Source organism: Arthrobacter sp. P2b, from assembly GCF_900168295.1.
Lineage (GTDB): Bacteria > Actinomycetota > Actinomycetes > Actinomycetales > Micrococcaceae > Arthrobacter.
In genome coordinates this window covers 265,635-286,199 of sequence record NZ_FVZL01000001.1, presented here as the reverse complement: position 1 = coordinate 286,199, position 20,565 = coordinate 265,635, and the positions used below count along the sequence as shown (strand labels likewise).

Annotated in this window: 18 protein-coding genes; 7 read left to right on the top strand and 11 right to left on the bottom strand. The window is 66.5% G+C overall.

Annotated elements, in window-relative coordinates; all coding sequences use genetic code 11:
• Window positions 1-40 precede the first annotated feature (40 nt).
• Window positions 41-355: a hypothetical protein gene (locus tag B5520_RS01260; protein WP_079595244.1), complete on the bottom strand. Its 315-nt coding sequence runs from the start codon at window positions 353-355 to the stop codon at window positions 41-43.
• A gap of 240 nt (window positions 356-595) precedes the next feature.
• Between B5520_RS01260 and B5520_RS01255 the strand changes: the two genes are divergently transcribed.
• The 4 genes from B5520_RS01255 (at window position 596) to B5520_RS01240 (ending at window position 5,746) form a co-directional block, all read left to right on the top strand.
• Complete coding sequence (locus tag B5520_RS01255) at window positions 596-1,681, top strand: S-(hydroxymethyl)mycothiol dehydrogenase (RefSeq protein WP_079595243.1); 1,086 nt, start codon at window positions 596-598, stop codon at window positions 1,679-1,681.
• Window positions 1,681-2,301, top strand: a complete 621-nt coding sequence (locus B5520_RS01250; protein WP_079595242.1) for an MBL fold metallo-hydrolase — start codon at window positions 1,681-1,683, stop codon at window positions 2,299-2,301. Before B5520_RS01255 ends, B5520_RS01250 begins: the two co-directional genes overlap by 1 nt.
• A 99-nt stretch (window positions 2,302-2,400) precedes the next feature.
• A complete protein-coding gene (locus B5520_RS01245) occupies window positions 2,401-4,752 on the top strand; it encodes an FdhF/YdeP family oxidoreductase (RefSeq protein ID WP_079595241.1) in 2,352 nt (783 codons plus the stop codon).
• Window positions 4,753-4,921: 169 nt separating this feature from the next.
• Complete coding sequence (locus B5520_RS01240; RefSeq protein WP_079595240.1) at window positions 4,922-5,746, top strand: PhzF family phenazine biosynthesis protein; 825 nt, start codon at window positions 4,922-4,924, stop codon at window positions 5,744-5,746.
• Window positions 5,747-5,828: 82 nt separating this feature from the next.
• Here B5520_RS01240 and B5520_RS01235 read toward each other — a convergent pair whose 3' ends face one another.
• The 4 genes from B5520_RS01235 to uraD all read right to left on the bottom strand — a co-directional run bounded on the left by B5520_RS01235 (window position 5,829) and on the right by uraD (window position 10,344).
• Entirely contained in the window at window positions 5,829-8,336 is a 2,508-nt protein-coding gene (locus tag B5520_RS01235; RefSeq protein ID WP_079595239.1) for a GcvT family protein, read from the bottom strand.
• 219 nt (window positions 8,337-8,555) lie between these two features.
• Window positions 8,556-9,368: an IclR family transcriptional regulator gene (locus B5520_RS01230; RefSeq protein WP_079595238.1), complete on the bottom strand. Its 813-nt coding sequence runs from the start codon at window positions 9,366-9,368 to the stop codon at window positions 8,556-8,558.
• A gap of 143 nt (window positions 9,369-9,511) precedes the next feature.
• Window positions 9,512-9,850: a hydroxyisourate hydrolase gene (gene uraH, locus B5520_RS01225; protein WP_079595237.1), complete on the bottom strand. Its 339-nt coding sequence runs from the start codon at window positions 9,848-9,850 to the stop codon at window positions 9,512-9,514.
• Window positions 9,847-10,344, bottom strand: coding sequence for a 2-oxo-4-hydroxy-4-carboxy-5-ureidoimidazoline decarboxylase (uraD, locus tag B5520_RS01220; RefSeq protein ID WP_079595236.1), 498 nt, complete (start codon window positions 10,342-10,344; stop codon window positions 9,847-9,849). The genes uraH and uraD overlap by 4 nt, the downstream gene beginning before the upstream one ends.
• 266 nt (window positions 10,345-10,610) lie before the next feature.
• Here uraD and B5520_RS01215 point away from each other — a divergent pair, with 266 nt between their 5' ends.
• Window positions 10,611-11,837 (top strand): GAF domain-containing sensor histidine kinase, encoded by a 1,227-nt coding sequence (locus tag B5520_RS01215; protein ID WP_079595235.1) that lies wholly within the window; start codon window positions 10,611-10,613, stop codon window positions 11,835-11,837.
• Between the two features lie 45 nt (window positions 11,838-11,882).
• Here B5520_RS01215 and B5520_RS01210 read toward each other — a convergent pair whose 3' ends face one another.
• Genes B5520_RS01210 through B5520_RS01195 form a run of 4 tightly spaced genes read right to left on the bottom strand, consistent with a single transcriptional unit; the run spans window position 11,883 to window position 15,702 of the window.
• Window positions 11,883-12,308: an ATP-binding protein gene (locus B5520_RS01210; protein ID WP_079595234.1), complete on the bottom strand. Its 426-nt coding sequence runs from the start codon at window positions 12,306-12,308 to the stop codon at window positions 11,883-11,885.
• Window positions 12,301-12,633: an STAS domain-containing protein gene (locus B5520_RS01205; RefSeq protein WP_079595233.1), complete on the bottom strand. Its 333-nt coding sequence runs from the start codon at window positions 12,631-12,633 to the stop codon at window positions 12,301-12,303. Before B5520_RS01205 ends, B5520_RS01210 begins: the two co-directional genes overlap by 8 nt.
• Window positions 12,623-14,593: a glycosyltransferase family 2 protein gene (locus B5520_RS01200; protein WP_079595232.1), complete on the bottom strand. Its 1,971-nt coding sequence runs from the start codon at window positions 14,591-14,593 to the stop codon at window positions 12,623-12,625. Before B5520_RS01200 ends, B5520_RS01205 begins: the two co-directional genes overlap by 11 nt.
• Window positions 14,590-15,702 (bottom strand): PP2C family protein-serine/threonine phosphatase, encoded by a 1,113-nt coding sequence (locus tag B5520_RS01195; protein WP_079595231.1) that lies wholly within the window; start codon window positions 15,700-15,702, stop codon window positions 14,590-14,592. The genes B5520_RS01200 and B5520_RS01195 overlap by 4 nt, the downstream gene beginning before the upstream one ends.
• 263 nt (window positions 15,703-15,965) lie before the next feature.
• Between B5520_RS01195 and B5520_RS22950 the strand changes: the two genes are divergently transcribed.
• Together B5520_RS22950 and katG are read left to right on the top strand one after the other, a co-directional pair.
• Window positions 15,966-16,418, top strand: coding sequence for a hypothetical protein (locus tag B5520_RS22950; protein WP_254865436.1), 453 nt, complete (start codon window positions 15,966-15,968; stop codon window positions 16,416-16,418).
• A 332-nt stretch (window positions 16,419-16,750) separates the two neighbouring features.
• A complete protein-coding gene (gene katG / locus B5520_RS01185; protein ID WP_079595230.1) occupies window positions 16,751-19,045 on the top strand; it encodes a catalase/peroxidase HPI in 2,295 nt (764 codons plus the stop codon).
• Between the two features lie 62 nt (window positions 19,046-19,107).
• On the opposite strand, the gene B5520_RS01180 is transcribed toward katG, so the two are convergent.
• Both B5520_RS01180 and B5520_RS01175 read right to left on the bottom strand, forming a co-directional pair.
• The gene (locus tag B5520_RS01180) at window positions 19,108-19,680 is read right to left on the bottom strand and encodes a GNAT family N-acetyltransferase (protein ID WP_079595229.1); all 573 of its coding nucleotides are present in this window, start codon (window positions 19,678-19,680) and stop codon (window positions 19,108-19,110) included.
• 12 nt (window positions 19,681-19,692) lie between these two features.
• On the bottom strand, window positions 19,693-20,508 hold the full coding sequence (locus B5520_RS01175) for a glycoside hydrolase family 16 protein (protein WP_079595228.1): 816 nt from the start codon (window positions 20,506-20,508) through the stop codon (window positions 19,693-19,695).
• Window positions 20,509-20,565: the final 57 nt, after the last annotated feature.

The window sequence follows — 20,565 nt, the reverse complement described above, 5'->3', positions numbered from 1 at the left end:
ATGGGGTATGACTTTTCCGGCCCGCGGTTTATGACCGGAGCTAGGGCTGGGGATCGGTGTCCGGCTCAGAGTCGGGAACTGACTCCACCACGGCCCGCTGCCGGCGCTTGATACTGCGGCGGTCCAGGATAAGGGCCAGCGCGGCGCCCAGGATGGCACCGAAGCCGGCAAACATCACCAGGAAGAAGCCGAAGACCGAGCCGGCATCGAAGCTGGCGTTCCCGGGAAGGCCGTACGCCACTACCGCCGCGGCCGCAATCCCCACCAATGCGCCAAGGATCAGGAAGGGCACATATTTGGGGGCCCGGCGCACTGTTACTTCGCGCCGCTCGGCAGGGGGTTGTTCAGAAGCCATGCCATCCAGCCTACTGCGGGCAGCAGATTAAGCACTCCGTACTGATATATCTATTGACAGGTGCTGTGGCCACTGTCATATTTTCCTGTAGCGCTATGCGCAATTGGTTGTGTAATACGCAATTGGTTGCGGCTGGCAAACCAGGAGGACGGCCTCGTCAGGCACATTTGCGTCAGCTAGATTGGCACGTGGTGCCGAGTCGCCGGATCCGCCCGGGTCCAGGAAAGGAACACGAGAACAATGGTCCATAAAGTTCAAGCCGTCATCGCCCGGGAGAAGGATGCCCCGGTGTCGCTGGAGACCATCTTGGTGCCGGACCCGGGTCCGGGGGAGGCGCTGGTGGATATTCTCACCTGCGGCGTCTGCCACACTGACCTGCATTACAAGCAGGGCGGCATCGGTGACGAGTTCCCGTATCTGCTGGGCCATGAGGCCACCGGTGTGGTCAGTGCTGTTGGTCCGGACGTCACCGAGGTCGTCCCGGGCGATCGCGTGATACTGAACTGGCGTGCGGTGTGCGGCCAGTGCCGGGCGTGTGCCAAGGGCCAGCCGCAGTACTGCTTCAACACGGCCAACGCCACCCAGAAGATGACCCTGGAGGACGGCACCGAGCTGTCTCCCGCGCTGGGTATCGGCGCGTTTGCGGAGAAGACGCTGGTCGCGGCGGGGCAGTGCACCAAGGTGGACCCTGAAGCTGATGCTGCCGCGGTGGGCCTGCTCGGTTGCGGTGTGATGGCCGGCATCGGCGCGGCGATCAACACCGGCGAGGTCAAGCGCGGCGAGTCCGTGGCCGTGATCGGCTGCGGCGGTGTGGGCATCGCGGCGATCGCCGGGGCCAAGCTGGCCGGTGCCACGACGATCATCGCCGTGGACATTGATGACAACAAGATCGAGATGGCCAAGTCCCTGGGTGCCACACACGGGGTGAACTCCAAGCAGGAAGACGCCGTCGAGGCGATCCGTGCGCTGACCGGCGGCAACGGCGCTGACGTGGTGATTGACGCCGTCGGCCGTCCCGAAACCTACAAGCAGGCGTTCTACGCCCGCGATCTCGCCGGCCGGGTGGTCCTGGTGGGCGTCCCGACGCCGGAAATGCAGCTCGAGCTGCCGCTGCTGGATGTCTTCGGCCGGGGCGGGTCGCTGAAGTCCTCCTGGTACGGCGACTGCCTGCCCTCCCGCGACTTCCCGATGCTGGTGTCCCACTACAAGCAGGGCAACCTGGACCTGGACGCCTTCGTGTCGGAGCGCATCACCATCGACCAGGTGGAGGAAGCCTTCGAAAAGATGCACCAGGGCAAGGTCCTGCGCTCGGTGGTGGAACTGTAATGGCAGTACAGATTGAAAACCTGGTCACCTCGGGGACGTTTTCGCTCGACGGCGGCACGTGGGATGTGGACAACAACGTCTGGATCGTCGGCAACGACGAGGAATGCGTGATCATTGACTCCCCGCACGATGCCGCGGCGATCATCAACCAAGTCCGCGGCCGGAAGGTCAAGGCCATCCTGCTGACGCACGCGCACAACGACCACATCGGCGCCGCCCGGGAGGTTGCGGACGCCGTGGGCGCCCCGATCGTGCTGAACCCGGAGGACCTGGTGCTGTGGGAGCAGGTCTACCCGGACACGAAGCCGGACCGGGAGCACCACGATGGTGACCTGTTCGAAGTCGGCGGCGCGACGCTGCGGTCCATCCACACCCCTGGCCACTCGCCGGGCTCCACCTGCTTCTACCTGGAAAGCGAAGGAACGGTCTTCACCGGAGACACGCTGTTCAACGGCGGTCCCGGGGCAACAGGCCGGTCCTACAGCGACTACCCGACCATCCTGGCCTCGATCCGGGAGCGGCTGCTGGTGCTGCCGGCCGAGACTGTGGTCCGCACCGGCCACGGCGACAACACCACCATCGGCGCTGAGCAGGAAACCCTGGCGAAGGTCGCCCAGTAGCCATTGAAGTAACAGCAGTGTCCAGCAAAGGCGCGCCAGGAACCTTGGTGCGCCTTTGCTGGTGCCAGAACTACGTATGCCGGTAAGGAAGTTGGAACAATGAAGTTCGGTAAGCAGCCCGCACCCGTTGCGGACATCAACGAGGACGACCTCGAAGTCCATAAGCCCAAGACCGAGGCGGCCGGCGTGAAGGCCGTGATGGTCGCCCTGGAACGTGCGGTGGCGCAGGCGGGTGTGACCCGCACGGCCCAGTCGTTGCTGCGGCTGAACCAGCGCGGCGGTTTTGACTGCCCGGGCTGCGCGTGGCCGGAGTCGGACAAGAAGCGAAAGGCCGCCGAGTTCTGCGAGAACGGCGCCAAGGCCGTGGCCGAGGAAAACACCCTTCGCACGGTGGGGGCGGAGTTCTGGGCTAAGCATTCCATCGCGGAGCTGTCTACCAAGACGGAGTATTGGCTGGGCAACCAGGGCCGGCTGAGTGAACCGGTGGTAATCCGCGAAGGTGACACCCACTACTCACCGATCTCCTGGGCTGAGGCGTTCGAGCTGATCGGTGAGCACATGCGGGCTACCACGGCTGACCGGTGCGTGTTCTACACCTCGGGCCGGACCGCGAACGAGACCGCGTTTATGTACCAGCTGTTCGCACGGGCGCTGGGCACCAACAACCTGCCGGACTGCTCCAACATGTGCCACGAGTCCTCCGGCTCGGCACTGAACCCGACCATCGGCATCGGCAAGGGCACCGTGTCCCTGGAGGACATCCACGATTCCGAGCTGATCTTCGTGGTGGGCCAGAACCCCGGCACCAACCACCCCCGCATGCTGTCCGCGCTGAAGGAATGCAAGGACAAGGGCGGCAAGGTGGTGGCGGTCAACCCGCTGCCCGAGGCGGGCCTGTTCAACTTCAAGGACCCGCAGACCGTCTCAGGTGTGGTGGGCGGCGGCACGCCGCTGGCTGACGAGTACCTGCAGATCAAGGTCGGCGGGGACCTGGCCCTGTTCCAGGCGCTGGGCCACCTGCTGCTGGCCGAGGAGGAACGGAACCCCGGGACCGTCGTGGACCATTCCTTCATCGCCGCCCAAACCGACGGGTTCGACGCCTACCGCGACGCCCGCAAGGAGCTGGACTGGGCCGAGACCGAGCAGGCCACCGGCCTGTCCCGGGAACAGATCGAGACCGTCGCCGGGATGCTCATCAAGTCCAAGGCCACCATCTTCTGCTGGGCGCTGGGCGTGACGCAGCAGCCGCACTCGGTGGACACCATCAAGGAAATGGTCAACGTCCTGCTGCTGCAGGGCAACTTCGGCAAACCAGGCGCCGGCGCCTGCCCCGTGCGCGGCCACTCCAACGTCCAGGGCGACCGCACCATGGGCATCTGGGAAAAACCCAAGGAATGGCTCCTCACAGCGCTCGACACCGAGTTCGGCATTACCTCCCCGCGGCACCACGGCTACGACGCCGTGGAGTCCATGGAGGCGTTCGAACGCAACGAGGTGGACGTGTTCGTCTCGATGGGCGGCAACTTCTCCCTGGCCTGCTCGGACACCGAAATGCTGGAGGCAGGGATGCAGCGGATCGGGCTGACCGTGCACATCTCCACCAAGCCCAACCGCTCCCACATCGTCCACGGCCGCACCTCGCTGATCCTTCCCACCCTGGGCCGGACCGACAAGGACGACAAACACCCCAAGGGCGCGCAGTTCCTGTCCGTGGAGGACTCCATGTCCGTGGTCCACTCCACGCAGGGCCGGCTGACGCCGGTCTCGGAGCACCTGCTCGCCGAGCCGGTGATCGTAGCCCGGATGGCTGAGGCCACCTTTGGCCCGGACCACTCCGTGGACTGGAAGGCCATGGCCGAGGACTACGACGTGATCCGGGACCACATCGAACGGGTCCTTCCCGGGTTCGAGGACTTCAACGCCCGGGTCCGGACCAAAAACGGTTTCGTGCTGCCCAACCCGCCCCGGGACACCCGCTCGTTCGCCACGGACATCGGCCGCGGCCGGTTCACCGTCAGCCCGCTGGAATACCTCACCCCGCCGGCCGGGCACCTGGTGCTGCAGACCATCCGCAGCCACGACCAGTACAACACCACCTACTACGGCCTGGACGACCGCTACCGCGGCATCTCCGGCGGCCGCCGCGTGATCCTCATCCACCCCGAGGACCTCGCCGAACAGGGCTACAACGACCGCGACCTCGTGGACGTCGTCAGCACCTTCGGCGGCGTTGACCGCCGCGCGGAGAAGTTCCGGCTCGTGGCCTACCCCACCGCGAAGGGCTGCGCCGCCGCGTACTTCCCCGAAGCCAACGCCCTGGTCCACAAGGAAAACGTCGCCCGGGAATCCAACACCCCGGGCTTCAAAGCCATGTTCGTCCGCTTCGAACCGCACACCGAAGCAACAGCGGAGGATGCTGCCGGGGCGCTGGAGCCGGCCACGGCCGGATAACCCGCGGCTACCCCCACAAACAGCGACGGCGGCCTTCCGTTTAGTGCGGAAGGCCGCCGTCGCCGTGTGCGCCAAGGCCACTTCCTCCAACTGGCTCTAACTTTGCAGTCCAGTCCGCCGCTACGGTAGTGGGAATGTTCCCGGCTATACGTAGGAAAGCGGACACAGTATGCGCATACCCCTGATCCAGATTGACGCCTTCGCCACCCGGCCTTTCGAAGGGAATCCGGCGGCCGTGATGCCCCTGGAGCGCTGGCTGGACGACAGCGTCCTCCAGCAGCTGGCCGAGGAGAACAACCTCTCCGAGACCGCCTTCATCGTCCCGGAGATCCCGGATGGGGCCACGCCCTTCGACTTTGTGCAGCCCGCCTACCACCTCCGTTGGTTCACGCCGGCTATCGAGGTGGACCTGTGCGGGCATGCAACCCTGGCCACGGCGTCGTACCTCTTCACCGATGTCCACCCGGACGCCAAGCGCCTGCAGTTCTGGAGCCGCAGCGGCTGGCTGTATGTGGAGCGGGACGGCGAGGGCTACGTCCTGGATTTCCCTTCCGAAATGCCCGAACCGGTGGCCGTCGACCCGGTTGTCAGCGAGGCCCTCGGGGTTCCGGCGCTGGAGGCTTTCCTGGCCACCGACCTCATCCACCTAGTCGAGGATGCCGAGACAGTGCGCACGCTGTCGCCCGATTTTGGCGCGCTTGCGAAGCTGCCCGTCCGCGGCGTTGTAGTGACCGCTGCAGGCGGTGAAACAGGCTATGACTTTGTCTCCCGGTTCTTCGGTGCCCGGGCCGGCATCGACGAGGACCCCGTGACCGGTTCGGCCCACTCCCAGCTTGCGCCGCTTTGGGCCGGCCGGCTGGGCAGCACAGTCCTGGCCGCCCGGCAGCTCTCGGCCAGGGGCGGCACGGTGCTTTGCCGCGTGGAGGGCGCACGCACCCTGCTCTCCGGCACGTGCGTGCGGTACCTCGAAGGGGCTGTGCAGCTGGGGGGTTAGCGGAACCCAAAGGTGGTTGAGCCCGCCGGGTTTCGACAGGCTCAACCACCGGGGGTTTCGGCGGGCCCAGCCACTGCTTTGCTTAGCCGCGCAGGCGCTCCATGCCCGGGTCGAACAGCGGTTCGGCGGTGACGGTGGCGGCCACGCGCCGGCCGAAGTATTCGATCTCCACGGCGTCCCCGACGTCAACGGCGGACGGCAGCCAGGCGTAGGCGACCGGTTTACCGATGGAGAAGCCGTAGGCGGCGCTGGTGACGTAGCCCGAGGCTTCGCCGTTGACGTAGACAGGCTCCTTGCCCAGCACCACTGAGGTGCCGTCGTCGACCGTCAGGCAACGCAGCGTCTTGGCCGCCGGCTGCGACTTGCGGTCGGCCAGCGCATCGCAGCCCACGTACCCAACCTTGTCCTTGGCCACGGAGAAGCCCAGGCCGGACTGGTAGGGGTGGTGCTCCGTGGTCATGTCCGTGCCCCAGAGCCGGTAGCCCTTTTCCAGCCGCATGCTGTTGAAGGCGCCGCGGCCGGCGGCGATGATGCCGTGCTCCCGGCCCGCTTCGAAGAGCAGGTCCCACAGCTTCAGGCCGTATTCGGCGGTGGTGTACAGCTCCCAGCCGAGCTCGCCCACGTAGGAGAGCCGCATTGCCGTGACGGGAATGCCGCCGATGTTGATTTCCTTGGTGCGGAAGTACTTCAGGCCGTCGTTGCTGAGGTCGTCGGTGCTGACCTTGGCCATCACTTCACGCGCCAGCGGTCCCCACAGGCCGATGCAGCAGGTGCTGCCGGTGATGTCCGTGACATGCACCCACCGCGACGGGTCCCCGGCGGACTGCTTCCGCGCCTCCATGCGCAGGTAATCGAAGTCCACGTTGCTGTTCACGCCCAGCTGGAAGTCCTGCTCGCCAAGCCGCGCGATCGTCACGTCGCTGCGGATGCCGCCGTCGTCCGCCAGCAGCAGGCAGTAGGTGACTGCTCCGGGCTTCTTGGCGATGTTGCCGGTGCTGAGGCGCTGGAGCAGGTCCAGGGCTCCGGGGCCGGTGACGGCGAGCCGCTTGAGCGGCGTCATGTCGTACAGCGCGACGGCGGTACGCGTCTTCCACGCTTCGGCTGCGGAGATGGGGGAGTGGAACATGCCGGACCATTCATCCCGTTCCGGGGCCTGCCATTCGGCGGGCAGCTCCTCCAGCAGGCCGCGGTTGGCCTCGAACCAGTGCGGCCGCTCCCAGGCCGCGGACTCCAGGAAGAACGCCCCCAGTTCCTTCTGCCGGACGTTAAAGGGGCTCACGCGCACGTCCCGCGGGGCTTCCCGGGGCTGTAGCGGGTGCAGGATGTCGTAGATTTCCACGAAGTTCTGCTGGGATGTTTCGCTGACGTATGAGTCGGAGGTCTGCACCTTCTCGAAGCGGGAGATTTCACAGCCGTGCAGGTCCGTGCGGGACTCGCCTTCCACCAGCATCTCGGCCATCGCCTTGGCCACGCCGGCGGAGTGGGTGACCCACACGGCCTCCGCCACGAAGAACCCTTCGACGTCGGGCGATTCGCCCATGAGCGGGCCGCCGTCCGGGGTGAAGGAGAAGATGCCGTTGAAGCCGTCGTTGATCTGTGTCGCGTGCAGGGACGGCAGCAGGTCCTGGCAGTCCTCCCAGGCGGGGGCGAAGTCTTCCAGGGTGAAGTCCAGGCGGGACGGCATGTTGTGGTCCGACATCTCACCGGCACCGACGCGCGGCAGCCGTTCCATGTCCACGGGCATGGGTTTGTGCGCGTAGCTGCCGATGCCGATCCGGTTGCCGTGCTCGCGGAAGTACAGGTCGCGGTCCTGGTAGCGGAGGATGGGCTTGCTGGCGCCGTTCGGAAGCTCGTTGACGTCGCGCAGCCCCTCGAGCGGAGTGGTCTTGACGTACTGGTGCGCCAGGGGAAGGAGCGGCACCTGCAGGCCCACCATCTTGCCGAGCTCGCGGCCCCAGAACCCGGCGCAGGACACCACGATGTCAGCCGGGATCACGCCGTCGGACGTTTCAACACCCGTGACCTTGCCGCCCGACTGCTCGATGCCCGTGACCGGTGTGGAGCCCAGGAACGTCACGCCTGCCGCGCGGGCCTTGGCAATCAGGAGCTGGACGGCGCGGGCTGCGGACGCCAGGCCGTCCGAGGGGACGTACAGGCCGCCCAGGACCCGCCGCCCGTCGGCCAGGGCTCCGCTGTTCAGCAGCGACCAGTGCTTTTCGCATTCGTCCGCGTCGATCAGCCGGCCGTCAACACCCCAGGAGGTGGCGTAGCCGAGCTTGCGCTTCAGGTCCTCGAGCCGCGCCTCGGTGGTGGCCAGCTCGAGCCCGCCCACCTGGTTGAAGCAGGAGACGCCGTCGGCGCTGAGCGAGAGCAGCTTGTTCACGGTGTAGGTGGCGAACTCCGTCATGGTCTTGGACGGATTGGTCTGGAACACCAGGCCCGGTGCGTGCGAGGTTGACCCGCCTGCCAGTTCCAGCGGACCCTGCTCGACGACGGTGATGTTGGTCCAGCCGCGGCCGGCGAGTTCGTCGGCAAGGTTGGTGCCGACGATGCCGGCTCCGATGATGACGACGCGTGGTGATGCGCTCATGGTCTGTGGTTCTCCTGGGGGCGGTGGCGGGAGCTGGCTGTCCAAGCTGCGGTGGCGTTAAACGCGCCGCTCGCTATGAGCAACACGCATCACTATATGCAACACCGTGACGCAGCGCACACGAGATGTCAAGGGTCTTTGCCTTTGTTGCTTGTTAAACACCAAAGGGCTGCGGCCCTCCGCTTTCACGCGAAGAACCGCAGCCCGTCTCGAAGTGGTTCAGCGGCCGCCGGTGTAACCCATCTTTGCGCTGATCTGCAGTCCCGCCTGCTTGAGTGCATCGATGAGGCCGGGCGTCTCCTCGGGAATGAAACGGAAGGCCGGTCCCGAGATGCTCACGGCCCCGACGACGACGCCCAGGTGGTTGAAGACCGGAACGGCGGCAGCCGTCAGGCCGATCTCGAACTCCTCGTTCACCACCGCGTAGCCGTTCCGGGCGACGTCGAGCAGCTGGGTTTCCAGCTCTTTCCTGCTGGTGATGGTCCGCGGAGTCCGCGCCGACAGGCCGGTTTCCTTCAGGATCCGGTCGCGCTCGTCCGCGCTCAGGGCGGCGAGCAGGACCTTCCCGCTGGACGTTGCATGCAGGGGTGTCAGGCTGCCCACCCAGTCGTACGTGGCAAGCGTTGACGGGCCCATGGCCTGGTCCACGTTGACCGCGTAGTTGGAACGCAGGACGGCCAGGTTGACGGTTTCCTTGAATTCCAGGGCCAGGCTCTCCAGCACGGGCCGGGCTTCCTGCACCAGGCTCAGCCGGCCGGGTATGGAACTGGCGAGGCGCAGGATGCCGAACCCCAGCTGGTATTTGCCGCGGTCGCTGTTCTGGTGGACCATCTCGCGGCTCACCAGGGATCCCATCAGGCGGGAGACGGTGGACTTGTGGATCCCCATTTCTTCGGCAATTTCGCTCACGCCGGCATGGCCTTCCCGGGCCAGGATCTCCAGGACGGTCAGTGCCCGTTCCACGGATTGGACTCCGCCGTGCTGGGTGCCCTCGGTATCGGCGTCGGATTCAAGGTCATTGTTCGAAGCCATGATCCACTCTCACGTAGTTTCTGCGGCTCACTGCCCGCCACAAGGCTGCAAAGCGGCCCCTCGGTTAGTCTCCTTCCTGATCCTATGACGGGATCTGTGACGGGGCCGACATTGCGTTAATCCGCTTGACGCCGCCCGCCCGCCTAACTGCCCCGGTAGGTGGAGTAGGCGAACGGGCTCAGGAGCAGCGGCACGTGGTAGTGCTCGGGCCCGGTGACTGCAAAGACCAGATCCACTTCCGGGAAGAATGTGGCCGTCTGCATCCCCGCGTAGTAGTCGCCCGTGGCGAAATTGAGTTTGTAGTGGCCGGGTTCCAGCTGCTCGGGGCCCAGGTCTTTCGCCCTGCCGTCCGCATCGGTGCTGGATGCTGCCAGCCGGCGCCAGGTGCCGCCGTCGTTCTGGAAAAGGACGACGGCGACTCCGGCCGCCGGGCGTCCGGCGCCGGTGTCCAGGATGTGGGTGGTGACGTGGGAGACGCTCATTCGCTGATCAGTCCTTCCAGCCGCAGGACGGCAATTTCACGCAGCTGCTGGGCCACGATGGTGTCCTCCTGGGCGGGGGTGTTGGTGAGGCGTTCGTTGAGGGACTGCAGGATTTCCGGGGCGGTGCGCCCGGCGGCGCGGATCAGGAAGACCCGGCCGAACTTTTCCTCGTAGTCCCGGTTGCCCTTGGCCAGGGCCTCCGCGGCCGCGGCATCGGCGGGGTCGACGCCGGCCTGCTCGGAACGGGACATGGATGCCTCGGTGGTGCCCGCCGTCGGGCGTTCCCCGATCCGTGGATGGTGCGCCATCGCTGATTCCACCTCGGCAGCGGTGAACGGGTTGGCCGCTTCGGATGCGAAGGCCAACAGGGCTTCCTTGCTGGCGAAGGGCCGGGCGGCGGCGACGGTGTCCACCCATCTGGTGATGTCGATGCAGGGCCGGAGGGTGTCCGCGGCGGCGGCCGGGTCCGCGGTGTTGAATTCGGCAAGCTTCATGCTGGCTGGTTCCTCGGTACGAATGCTGGCATCCATGGTGACGGCTATGCGGAGGCCGGACTTCCCGGCACCCGGCAGCGATGAGATCGCAAACCAGGCTTCCGCATCATGGAACTGTTATTTCAGCATACGTAATATCTAAGGGCAGTCAACGACTGGTGTCAAGAGAGTACAACGGCTGTTCCGCGCAGCCGGTATTATCGCGGAGGGGCCGCAGGCCGTGTCAACCAATAATGGAATATCAAGTGAATACGGACGGGGCGGCTATGCAAATGCTGACCGAACAGGATGCCGGGCGGGACGTTGACCTGCGGGAGTACGGGCTGGTGCCCGCGAGCCCCGGGACCATACCGGCGCTGGTCGATGACCGGGCCCAGCGTGCCCTCAATAACCTGGTGCGCCTCGCCGCATCGTTGTGCGGTGTCCCGTACGGCGTTGTCAACATCATCACGTCCAGCCAGCAGCTGCAGGTTGCTGCCTCGGGAATCGACGCCGGCATCTGCTCGCGCGAGGATTCCATGTGCGCCACCGTGTTTATGGGCCCCGGCACCACCGTGGTGCGTGACGCATCCCAGGACCCGCGCTTCGCGGCCAACCCTTTCGTCACAGGGGAAATTGCCGATGTCCGCTTCTATGCGTCGGTGCCGCTGAAAACCTCAGCCGGGCTGGTGCTGGGCTCCCTGTGCGTGTTTTCCACGGAGGCTGCGCTTCCCACGCCGGATCAGATAGACCTGCTGGAGGTGCTGGCGCAGCAGGCAGTGGAGCTCTTCGAGCTGCAGCACCGCACCCTCCAGTTGAACGACGCCCTGGCCGAGCTCCGGCGCAGCAACGCCATGCTGGCAGAGTTCGCGGGACGTGTCAGCCATGACCTGCGGACGCCCCTGACCACCATCCTGGGATACGTGGAGCTCGCGGAAGATGATCCCGGCATCGCACCGGACCATCCGTCCATGGAATACCTGGGGCTGATCGCCAGTGGCGGGCGGCGCATGCTCGGAACCCTCGATGACGTGCTGGATTACTCCCGCACGGACGGCTCCCTGAACCGGGAGCGGGTGTCCCTGCTGGCGGTGACGGCAGAGGCTGCCCAGGACCTTGGCGTGGACCTCGGGCTGGGCAGCGGCATCCTGTGCGAAGACGCAGAGCTGTTTGCCGACCGTGCGCAGCTGCGCACCCTGGTCCAGAACCTGCTGGCCAACGCCATGAACTACCGCAGCCCGCAACGCGCCCTTGAAGTAGCGGTGACTGCCGGCACCTGCCCCCGCGGGGTCACCGTGCACGTGGCGGACAACGGCAAGGGCATCCTGCCGGCCGACCGGGAGCGGGCACTGCAGCCGCTGGTCCGGTTGAACCGTCCCGGTGACGGCCCCGGGACCGGTCTTGGCCTGGCCACCTGCCGGCGGATCGCCCAGTCGCACGGGGGAGAACTGGCCATCAGTGAGACGCCCGGCGGCGGCACCACCGTATCGGTGCACTTTCCCGCCGGTTCCTGAAACGCGAAGGGCGCCGGCCCGCTGCCCGGGCCGGCGCCCACGTTCCTAGTCGCGGGACGAGGTCCGCGACAGTACCCAGGTGTTGGTGCCGTCCTGCCGCTCGAAGGTGACGGTGGTGACCAGCGCCTCAATGAGCGCCAGTCCGCGGCCGGACTCAGCATCCTCGCCGGGCGCCCCGGGTTCCATCGGGCCGAATGGCGGCTTGGCATGGTACGCGCTGACGCGGGCCTGCAGCACGGTGGGCCGGACTTCGATGTCCACGCCCAGCTCCACGGGGTCCTGCCCTGCCGGCTCGGCGTGCTGGACGATGTTGGACGCGGACTCGATCACCGCCGTCGTGAACGTCATCTGGTCCATGTCCCCTACGAACGGGACGTCCAGCCAGAGGCTGTCCAGGTCATTGTGGACTGATTCGATGGCGTCCTCCGCAGCCAGTCCCCGGTAGCTGCGCGAGGCGAGGACCTCAGTCATTGCTGAACGCCTCGGCGGCGGAGGCGTAGGCGGTCAGCACCTTGTCCATGCTGGTGAGCTGCAGGACCATCTTGACCTGCGGCTGGACGGCCGCGATCCGGAGGTCGCCGCCTGCCTGCCGGGCCGCCTTAAGGCAGCCGATCAGCGCGCCGAGCCCCGAGGAGTCCATGAATGCGGTGTTCTCGAGGTTCACCACGATCCGGTTCGATCCGCCGGCGATTACGTCGGTCACAAACTCGCGCAGCTTGGGCGCGGAGACCATGTTGAGCCGCCCGTCCGCCTTGACCTCCGCATATGAGTCCTTGACCTCATAGCTAAACTCCATCGGGATTCCTCTCTGTGTTTGCAGGTTCTGCGGCCGGTTCGTAGCCCTTGTAGAGCACGGCGCGGACCAGGATGCTCATGACCACCAGGTCGAAAATGACCCACGCCACGTTGACGAGGGTGCCCAGCGGTTCGGCCAGTCCGGTGGCCAGGCGGATGATGCCGACGACGGCGGCCACGGCAAGCAGGACCGACACCACGATCTGGGGCTGGATGAGGCTCCAGCTGGGTCCGCCGCTTTGGCGGGCTTTGGGGGTGACGGCGAATCCGAGGGGACGGCCGAACCACACGTTCCGTGCCGCCGTCGAACACGCCTTGATCCAGGTGGGGAACAGCGCCAGGCTGTACTGCTGGCCGCGCCAGGTGGGGATGCCGCGGCCGGCGACGGCGAACAGGAGCTGGTTGACCACCATGAACGGGATGAACCGGACAAAGAAGTCCCAGCTCAGGCTGGTGACCGGCAGGATGCCCAGCAGGAGGTAGATGATGGGGGCCGCGAAGTAGATGACAGCCGCATAGCCGCTCAGGTACGTCCACATGGTGGCGAAGTACATGAGCCGCTGGCCGAGCTTGAGGCCCTTCTGCACCAGCGGGTTTTCCCGGAGCAGCACCTGGATGGTTCCCTGTGCCCAGCGCAGCCGCTGGGTGAGCATCGTCTTCAGGTCCTCCGGGGCCAGGCCGTAGGCGAGGACCTCGTGGTGGTAGACGCTCTGCCAGCCCATGGCGTGCATGCGCATGGCAGTTGCCATGTCCTCCGTGACGGAGATGGTGGCCAGCGGCATCACCGGCTGGGCTTCGTCGTTGCGTTCCACGGAGAGCGCGTCCAGGACGGCCTGGACGGATTCCAGGGCGCCCAGGGGGGACCAGTCGCGGCGCGACATCCGCTGGACGGCGTCGTCCGCCACCACGGGCACGCCGGATTCGCCCACGTGGGCGAGTTCCATGGCGGCGATTTCCTCCAGGTCGGACTGCAGCGCCTCGACGTCGGCCAGCACCAGGGTCTGGACGGCGGAGTCCACGCGGCGGCGGACCCGGTAGGTGATTTCGCTGAGCGGTTGGCCGGCTTCGAGTTCCTGCTGGGCCTCGCGGGTGGCGGCCTCCACTTCGTCCAGCACCTCGGCCACCAGGGGCGTTTCCACGTCGGCGGACTTCCGGGCCTGCCTGATGGCCGAGCGGGAGGCCGCCAGCGCGCGGCGGATGCTCTTCTCGGTTTCCTTCACATAGCCCACCAGGCCCAGCTGCATGAGGGCTTCGCGGCGCAGGATGGCGTTGGAGCCGCAGAAGAAAGCGGCGTTCCAGCCGTCCTTGCCCTGCTGGATGGGGCCGTAGAACAGGGGTGCCTGGCTGCCGAGCGGGTCATCGGCGGGAACGTTGCTGAAGTACTGGGGCGTCTGGACCAGGGCCACCCGGCGGTTGTTGAAGTAGCCGAGGGTCTTTTCCAAAATGTCCGGCTCGGGGATCTGGTCCGCATCCAGGATCAGGAGGAACTCCCCGTCCGTCTGCATCAGTGCGTTGTTGAGGTTGCCGGCCTTGGCGTGCCGGGGGAGGTCCGGAGTCCAGTCCCCGCTGCGCGTGACGTAGCCCAGCCCGTGCTCTTCGGCAAGGGCCTTGAGCTCGGGGCGGGCGCCGTCGTCCAGGATCCAGGTGCTGTGCGGGTGCCGGATCTTCTGGGCGGCCAGCGCGGTGGTCATCACCATATCCAGGTCTTCGTTGTAGGTGGTGATGAAGACGTCCACGGTGGCGTCCGCGGGAGGCGGCGGTGCGCCCTTGCGGATCTTCAGTTTCCAGACCGTCATGCCGAAGAGCATCACGTCGATGAGGCTGTAGGTTTCGGCGATCACCAGCGGCAGCGCGATCCACCACGCATCCCAGTTCAGGGAGGCCGCCCAGCGCCAGGCGATGTAGTTAAGGCCGGTGAGGACGGTCAGCACCACCACCAGCCGCGTCCAGAAGCGGGTCATGCAGCCACCTCCTGCGGCAGCCGGCGGACCACCACCACCGTGACATCGTCCTCGGCGGTCTCGGCCGGGGCAAGAGCCATGATGGCACTGCTGGCTGCCTGCGCAGAGCCGTTGCCCTGCGTTGCCTGCTGGACAGCCGCGGTGAAGTCTTCCACGGAGTCGAAGACGTCCAGCACGCCGTCGCTGACCACCACCAGGGAGTCCCCGGGAGCCAGTTCCAGCCCGGATTGCGGCCACTGCGTTCCTGCCCAGGCGCCGACGGGCGGGCCGCCGGAGGGGAGGCGGTAGGCGGTCCCGCCGGACTGGACGTGCAGCGCAAGCCCGTGTCCGGCGTCGACATAGCTGACGTTCCCGGACGCGGCGTCAAGGCGGGCGTGGAACAGCGTAACGAAGGAGTTGGATGAATCGAGGTCCGTGGCGATGGCCTTGCTGGCGGAGGCGAAGGCCCCGTCAAGGTCCGGACGGTGCCCGGTGGACCGCATGACGGCCCGGACCGTGGCGGCGATCAGCGCAGCACCCATGCCCTTGCCCATGGCGTCAGCAAAGGTGAGGTGGAGTCCCTCGGGGGTCTGGTACCAGTCGTAGAAGTCGCCGCCCACGCTGCGGGACGGGCGGAAAACGCCGGCAACGTCGTAGCCTTCCACCCGGATGTCTTCCTTGGGCAGCAGGCTCTGCTGGACTTCGGTGGCGCGCTCCAGCTCACTGCGGGCCGCGGAGTCCGCCGCGGCGGACGGCCGGCGGCGGAAAAGGGCGTTGATCCGGGACTGGAGTTCGCGCGGGCTGAACGGCTTGCTGATGTATTCGTCCGCGCCGTTGTCCAGGCCGGTGAGCTTGTCCAGCTCATCGGCGCGGGCGGTCAGCATCACGATAAAGGCATCCGAAAACTCGCGAAGCAGCTTGCACACTTCCAGGCCGTCCAGGTCCGGCAGGTTCAGGTCCAGAGTCACCAGGTCCGGCTGGCTGCGGCGGACTTCCTCCACTCCCACCAGGCCCGCAGCCGCGTAGGTGACCTCGAAACCCTGCTTCGTCAGGACACGGACCAGCAGCCCCCGGATGTCCGGATCGTCCTCGATCACGACGGCGCGGCGGAGTTCGGAGGGAGAGACCATTCCTACTTTCTACAGTATTAACCGGCCCGCGGCATGTCACACGCGTACAAAGTGCGAAGCAGCCTTCGCATGTGCCGGCAGCGCCCTATTCGCGGGTTCGCCCCGGGCGCCGGGAACACTGCCGGATCTTGCGCAAATCTTGGGATGCACTTGCCCGGACGTTGAGCAAGGGCCGGGACACTCGTAGCCAGGCAGCAGTCTCCGCGGGCGGGTCAAAGGCGACCCGCCCGCGGGCTGGACGGCTTGGGGAAGGCAAAGCGGCTATGGCACACCACAATTTCAGGAACCACAAAGTGGCGCTCGCCGCTGCGCGGCCGGACGCGTCCACAGCGGACGGGGCCGCGCCCGAAGTGTCCGCGGTGGATGCAGCCGCGAAGCCCGAAGTTCGGATGGAGCACGCAGCCGCGAAGCCCGCCGTCGGACTCGACTTCATAGTGCGGGAGGTACTGGCGGCCGGCGCGGGCAAGGCCAAAGCGCTGCTGCGCCTCTACCTGCACTCCCGGAAGGTGCGGGCCGCCGCCCAAGCACTGGCCGAGGCGCTGGCTGAATCACGGGACGTCTGGAACTGGCCCGGGGACCGGCTTCCGGTGGGGGCGGAGATGTCCCAGCAGGTGGAGAAGCTGACCCGCCGCCTGAAGCTGGAAACCGAGGCGCATTACCGGCTTGAGGCACTTTTCAGGACTGCGGCCGGGGGCCGTTCCGTACCGGCGCTTTAAGTGCCACACTTAGGAGCAATCGAGTGGCTGGGGGATACAGTCAGGAGATTGCCATGGGTTGGTGGACAGGTTGGGCGTACCTTATTGCCGGCCTTATGACAGTTGACGCGCTGCTCCTGGCGTTGTGGGCGATCGACGAAGACTGGCCCGGCAAATGGTGGAAGAAACCATAACCCCCTCCCCGTGATTCCTGGTCCTGGCAGTGCACCGGGCAAGCGATCGTTTTCCATGCCCAACTGGACTCTCGCTGTGGCTTCCGCTCATGGTCAAATAGGAGGGTTGAACCGGCTGCCCGAGTCCGACCACGGCCTCGGCCATATGGAAGGAAGCACATGACCGATCGTCAGGACCACCCCCCGGTCCCTACCCCGGGAAGCGCCCAGGGCCTGGACAGCAAGGTTGAGGGTGGCTGCCCGGTTGCCCATGACAGCGTGACCTCGCACGGCAGCGAGAGCGAAAATCCCGCCATCGATTCGCCGCAACCCAAGGCTCACCGGCCGCGCACCGTCGCCGACTGGTGGCCGAACCAGCTCGACCTCTCCGTGCTCCACGCGCACAACCCGGCCGGCAACCCGCTCGGCCCCACTTTCAGCTACCGCGAGGAATTCCAGAAGCTCGACGTTGAGGCCCTCAAGCAGGACATCACCCAGGTCCTGACCACCTCCCAGGACTGGTGGCCCGCGGACTTCGGCCACTACGGCGGCCTGATGATCCGGCTGAGCTGGCATGCAGCCGGCACCTACCGCGTCCACGACGGCCGCGGCGGTGCCGGGGACGGCAGCCAGCGGTTCGCGCCGCTCAACAGCTGGCCGGACAACGCCAACCTGGACAAAGCCCGCCGGCTCCTGTGGCCGGTGAAGCAGAAGTACGGCCAAAAGCTCTCCTGGGCAGACCTTCTGGTCCTCGCCGGCAACGTGGCCCTCGAGTCCATGGGTTTCAAGACCTTCGGCTTCGCCTTCGGCCGCGAGGACGTGTGGGAGCCCGAGGAAATCTTCTGGGGCCCGGAGGACACCTGGCTCGGCGACGAACGCTACATCGGCGAAGGCCAGATGGCAGAGGACGTGGGCTCCACCGAGATGGGCCTGATCTACGTCAACCCCGAGGGGCCGATGGGCAACCCGGATCCCAAACTCGCCGCAGCGTTTATCCGCGAGACGTTCAAGCGGATGGCGATGAACGACGAAGAGACCTTCGCGCTGATCGCCGGCGGACACACCTTCGGCAAGACCCACGGCGCCGCTGACGCCGACGCGCATGTGGGTCCCGAGCCGGAGGCTGCCAATCTCGAGACGCAGGGGCTGGGCTGGCTCAGCACCTACGGCAGCGGAAAGGGCGGCGATACGATCACCTCCGGCCTTGAGGTCACCTGGACGGACCGGCCCACCCAGTGGAGCAACCGCTTCCTGGAGATCCTGTTCGAGTACGAGTGGGAACTGGTCAAGAGCCCGGCCGGAGCCCACCAGTGGGTGGCCAAGGATGCCCCGGAGATCATCCCGGACGCGCACGACCCCGCGAAAAAGCACCGGCCCACCATGCTGACGACGGACCTGTCGCTGCGCTTCGACCCGGTCTACGAGGAAATCGGGCGGCGCTTCCTGAAGAACCCCGACGAGTTCCAGCTCGCCTTCGCCAAGGCCTGGTACAAGCTGCTGCACCGTGACATGGGACCTGTCGGCCCGCACATGCTCGGACCGTGGGTTCCGGAGGCCCAGCTCTGGCAGGACCCGGTCCCGAACGTTGACCACGAGCTGGTCAACGAGGAGGACATCGCCTCGCTGAAGGCACGGCTCCTGGACTCCGGCCTGACCGTCCCGCAGCTCGCCGGCACGGCGTGGGCCGCGGCCTCCACCTTCCGCAAGACCGACAAGCGCGGCGGCGCCAACGGTGCCCGGATCCGGCTGGAACCCCAGCGCGGCTGGGAAGTCAACGAACCGGAGCAGCTGGCCACCACGCTGCAGAAGATCGAGGCGGTGCAGCAGGAGTTCAACTCGGGCCAGGCCGGGGGCAAGAAGGTTTCGCTGGCGGACCTTATTGTGCTGGGTGGCTGCGCAGCGGTGGAGAAGGCGGCGAGGGACGCCGGGTTTGCCGTCACCGTGCCGTTCCGGCCCGGCCGCACCGACGCCTCCCAGGACCAGACCGACGTCGAGCAGTTCCAGTACCTGAAGCCGCGCGCGGACGGGTTCCGCAACTACGTGCGCCCCGGCGAGAAGCTCCAGCCGGAGACCCTCCTGCTGGACAAGGCGTTCATGCTGGACCTGTCGGCACCGGAAATGACGGTGCTCGTCGGCGGCATGCGGGCCCTCGGCACCAACGTGGGCGGTTCCAGCCACGGCGTCCTCACCGACAGGCCGCAGGTCCTGACGAACGACTTCTTCGTCAACCTGCTCTCGCCGGGGACCAAGTGGAAGGCCTCGGAAGGCGAGGAGAACGTCTACGAGATCACCGACGTCTCCACCGGCGAGCTGAAGTGGACGGCCACGCCGGTGGACCTGGTCTTCGGGTCCAACTCGCAGCTCCGGGCGCTCGCAGAGGTCTACGCGAGCGAGGACGGCGGGGAGAAGTTCGTTAACGACTTCGTGGCGGCCTGGGTGAAGGTCATGGAGCTGGACCGCTTCGACCTGGGCTGACCCCCAAGGCACTGGATGGTCTGTCCGGGCCGGCTGCACCTGCGGCCGGCCCGGACGCCGTCTTACCGCAGCGAAAGCCGCATCAGCACCCGCGGAAAGCCGTTCAGCACCGAGTCCGTGTCCGCCGCCTTGGTGAAGCCTGCGTCCTCGAAGAGTTTGCGGGTGCCAACATAGGCCATGGTGAGGTCCACTTTCTTCCCGCCGTTGTCCACCGGATAGCCTTCGACGGCGGGCGCCCCGTACGAGCGGGCGAGCTCCACCGCGCCTGCCAATAGTGCGTGCGAAATGCCGTTGCCGCGGTGGCCGGGCCGGACACGGATGCACCACACGGACCACACATCCAGGTCATCCACGTGCGGGATGCGGCGGTTGGTGGCGAAACTTGTGTCCGCGCGGGGGTGGACCGCGGCCCACCCCACTGGCTCGCCGCCGTCGTACGCCAGCACACCCGGCGGCGGATCCTCCGCCACCAACTGCTTTACCAGCTCCCCGCGCTCCGTTCCGTGCAGCGCCTGGTTCTGCTTGGACGGGATGCGGTAGCTCAGGCACCAGCAGACGTTCGCGTCGGGCCGTTTGGGCCCGACGAGCGCGCGGACGTCCTGGAAACTGGTGGCCGGACGGACCTCGATGACCATGCGGCCATCCTGTCATTGGGCCGGGGAAGCGGCAACGGGATTCGGTTCGCGACGGTAACCGCGGACCCAGTCCACCAGGAACTCCTTCGGATACGTGGACGCCGACGGGGATGCGCCTTCAAACTCGTAGACGTTGAGCATGAGCTGCATGGGATAGTCCGGCGACTGTTCCACCGCGGCCACAAACCGGTCATCAACATAAAAATCGACACCGTCCGCCGTCCAGTCGGCGCTGTAGGAATGAAATTCGGTCACGTCCGCAGCCAGTTCTATTTTCCGGAAATCGTCCTGGATACGGGGGTCCCCGAAGGGATGCACTCCCATGCCGACCTTTGCGGTGCCGGCACCAATATCCGAGCCGAAGATCTCGAAGATGCAGATCTCGGCGGAGTGTTCCGGGATGTCTTCGAAGCCGATCATCCACAGGGCAACCATGCAGGCGGGATCGGCGATGGCGGCAACGCGGGCCTCGATGAGCCCGTCGTGCGGGGTGTACAGCCGCTGCTCTGCCTGGGCCTCGGTGACCCTGAGGCCGGGGGTGAAGTGGTGCTGGCCTTCGGTGCTCCCCAGCGGCCCGGAAAAAACACCTGTCTGGAGGTTGGAAACGCGCAGGCCCCCGTTGTGCTCAGGGGACCACGGAGCCTGGTCCTCCTCGATCATCAACGCCAGCCCGTCGGAGGTGAAACGGTACCTGGCGCGGGCGCTATCGGAGTTGCTCCACTGCGGAAGGTAGCGCGGGATCCACTTGCTGCTGTCCAGGTCCGGTCCTTCAAACTCGTCCTCGAACTGCAGGACTAACCCGCTGCGGTCCAGTTCTTTCCTTGCCATCCGGGTCCTCCTTTCAAAGCAGCTGCAGGGCGACATTGCCATTGTGCCCGGTCCACC

What these genes read in the sequence shown, in the direction of transcription:
- uraD (WP_079595236.1), bottom strand. Translation starts at nt 10,344, where the DNA reads ATGAAGCTTGCCGAATTCAACACCGCGGACCCGGCCGCCGCCGCGGAC.
- B5520_RS01235 (WP_079595239.1), bottom strand. Translation starts at nt 8,336, where the DNA reads ATGAGCGCATCACCACGCGTCGTCATCATCGGAGCCGGCATCGTCGGC.
- B5520_RS01175 (WP_079595228.1), bottom strand. Translation starts at nt 20,508, where the DNA reads ATGGCAAGGAAAGAACTGGACCGCAGCGGGTTAGTCCTGCAGTTCGAG.
- B5520_RS22950 (WP_254865436.1), top strand. Translation starts at nt 15,966, where the DNA reads ATGGCACACCACAATTTCAGGAACCACAAAGTGGCGCTCGCCGCTGCG.
- B5520_RS01245 (WP_079595241.1), top strand. Translation starts at nt 2,401, where the DNA reads ATGAAGTTCGGTAAGCAGCCCGCACCCGTTGCGGACATCAACGAGGAC.
- B5520_RS01260 (WP_079595244.1), bottom strand. Translation starts at nt 355, where the DNA reads ATGGCTTCTGAACAACCCCCTGCCGAGCGGCGCGAAGTAACAGTGCGC.
- B5520_RS01240 (WP_079595240.1), top strand. Translation starts at nt 4,922, where the DNA reads ATGCGCATACCCCTGATCCAGATTGACGCCTTCGCCACCCGGCCTTTC.
- B5520_RS01180 (WP_079595229.1), bottom strand. Translation starts at nt 19,680, where the DNA reads ATGGTCATCGAGGTCCGTCCGGCCACCAGTTTCCAGGACGTCCGCGCG.
- B5520_RS01195 (WP_079595231.1), bottom strand. Translation starts at nt 15,702, where the DNA reads ATGGTCTCTCCCTCCGAACTCCGCCGCGCCGTCGTGATCGAGGACGAT.
- B5520_RS01200 (WP_079595232.1), bottom strand. Translation starts at nt 14,593, where the DNA reads ATGACCCGCTTCTGGACGCGGCTGGTGGTGGTGCTGACCGTCCTCACC.
- B5520_RS01215 (WP_079595235.1), top strand. Translation starts at nt 10,611, where the DNA reads ATGCAAATGCTGACCGAACAGGATGCCGGGCGGGACGTTGACCTGCGG.
- B5520_RS01205 (WP_079595233.1), bottom strand. Translation starts at nt 12,633, where the DNA reads ATGGAGTTTAGCTATGAGGTCAAGGACTCATATGCGGAGGTCAAGGCG.
- B5520_RS01210 (WP_079595234.1), bottom strand. Translation starts at nt 12,308, where the DNA reads ATGACTGAGGTCCTCGCCTCGCGCAGCTACCGGGGACTGGCTGCGGAG.
- B5520_RS01250 (WP_079595242.1), top strand. Translation starts at nt 1,681, where the DNA reads ATGGCAGTACAGATTGAAAACCTGGTCACCTCGGGGACGTTTTCGCTC.
- B5520_RS01255 (WP_079595243.1), top strand. Translation starts at nt 596, where the DNA reads ATGGTCCATAAAGTTCAAGCCGTCATCGCCCGGGAGAAGGATGCCCCG.
- B5520_RS01230 (WP_079595238.1), bottom strand. Translation starts at nt 9,368, where the DNA reads ATGGCTTCGAACAATGACCTTGAATCCGACGCCGATACCGAGGGCACC.
- uraH (WP_079595237.1), bottom strand. Translation starts at nt 9,850, where the DNA reads ATGAGCGTCTCCCACGTCACCACCCACATCCTGGACACCGGCGCCGGA.
- katG (WP_079595230.1), top strand. Translation starts at nt 16,751, where the DNA reads ATGACCGATCGTCAGGACCACCCCCCGGTCCCTACCCCGGGAAGCGCC.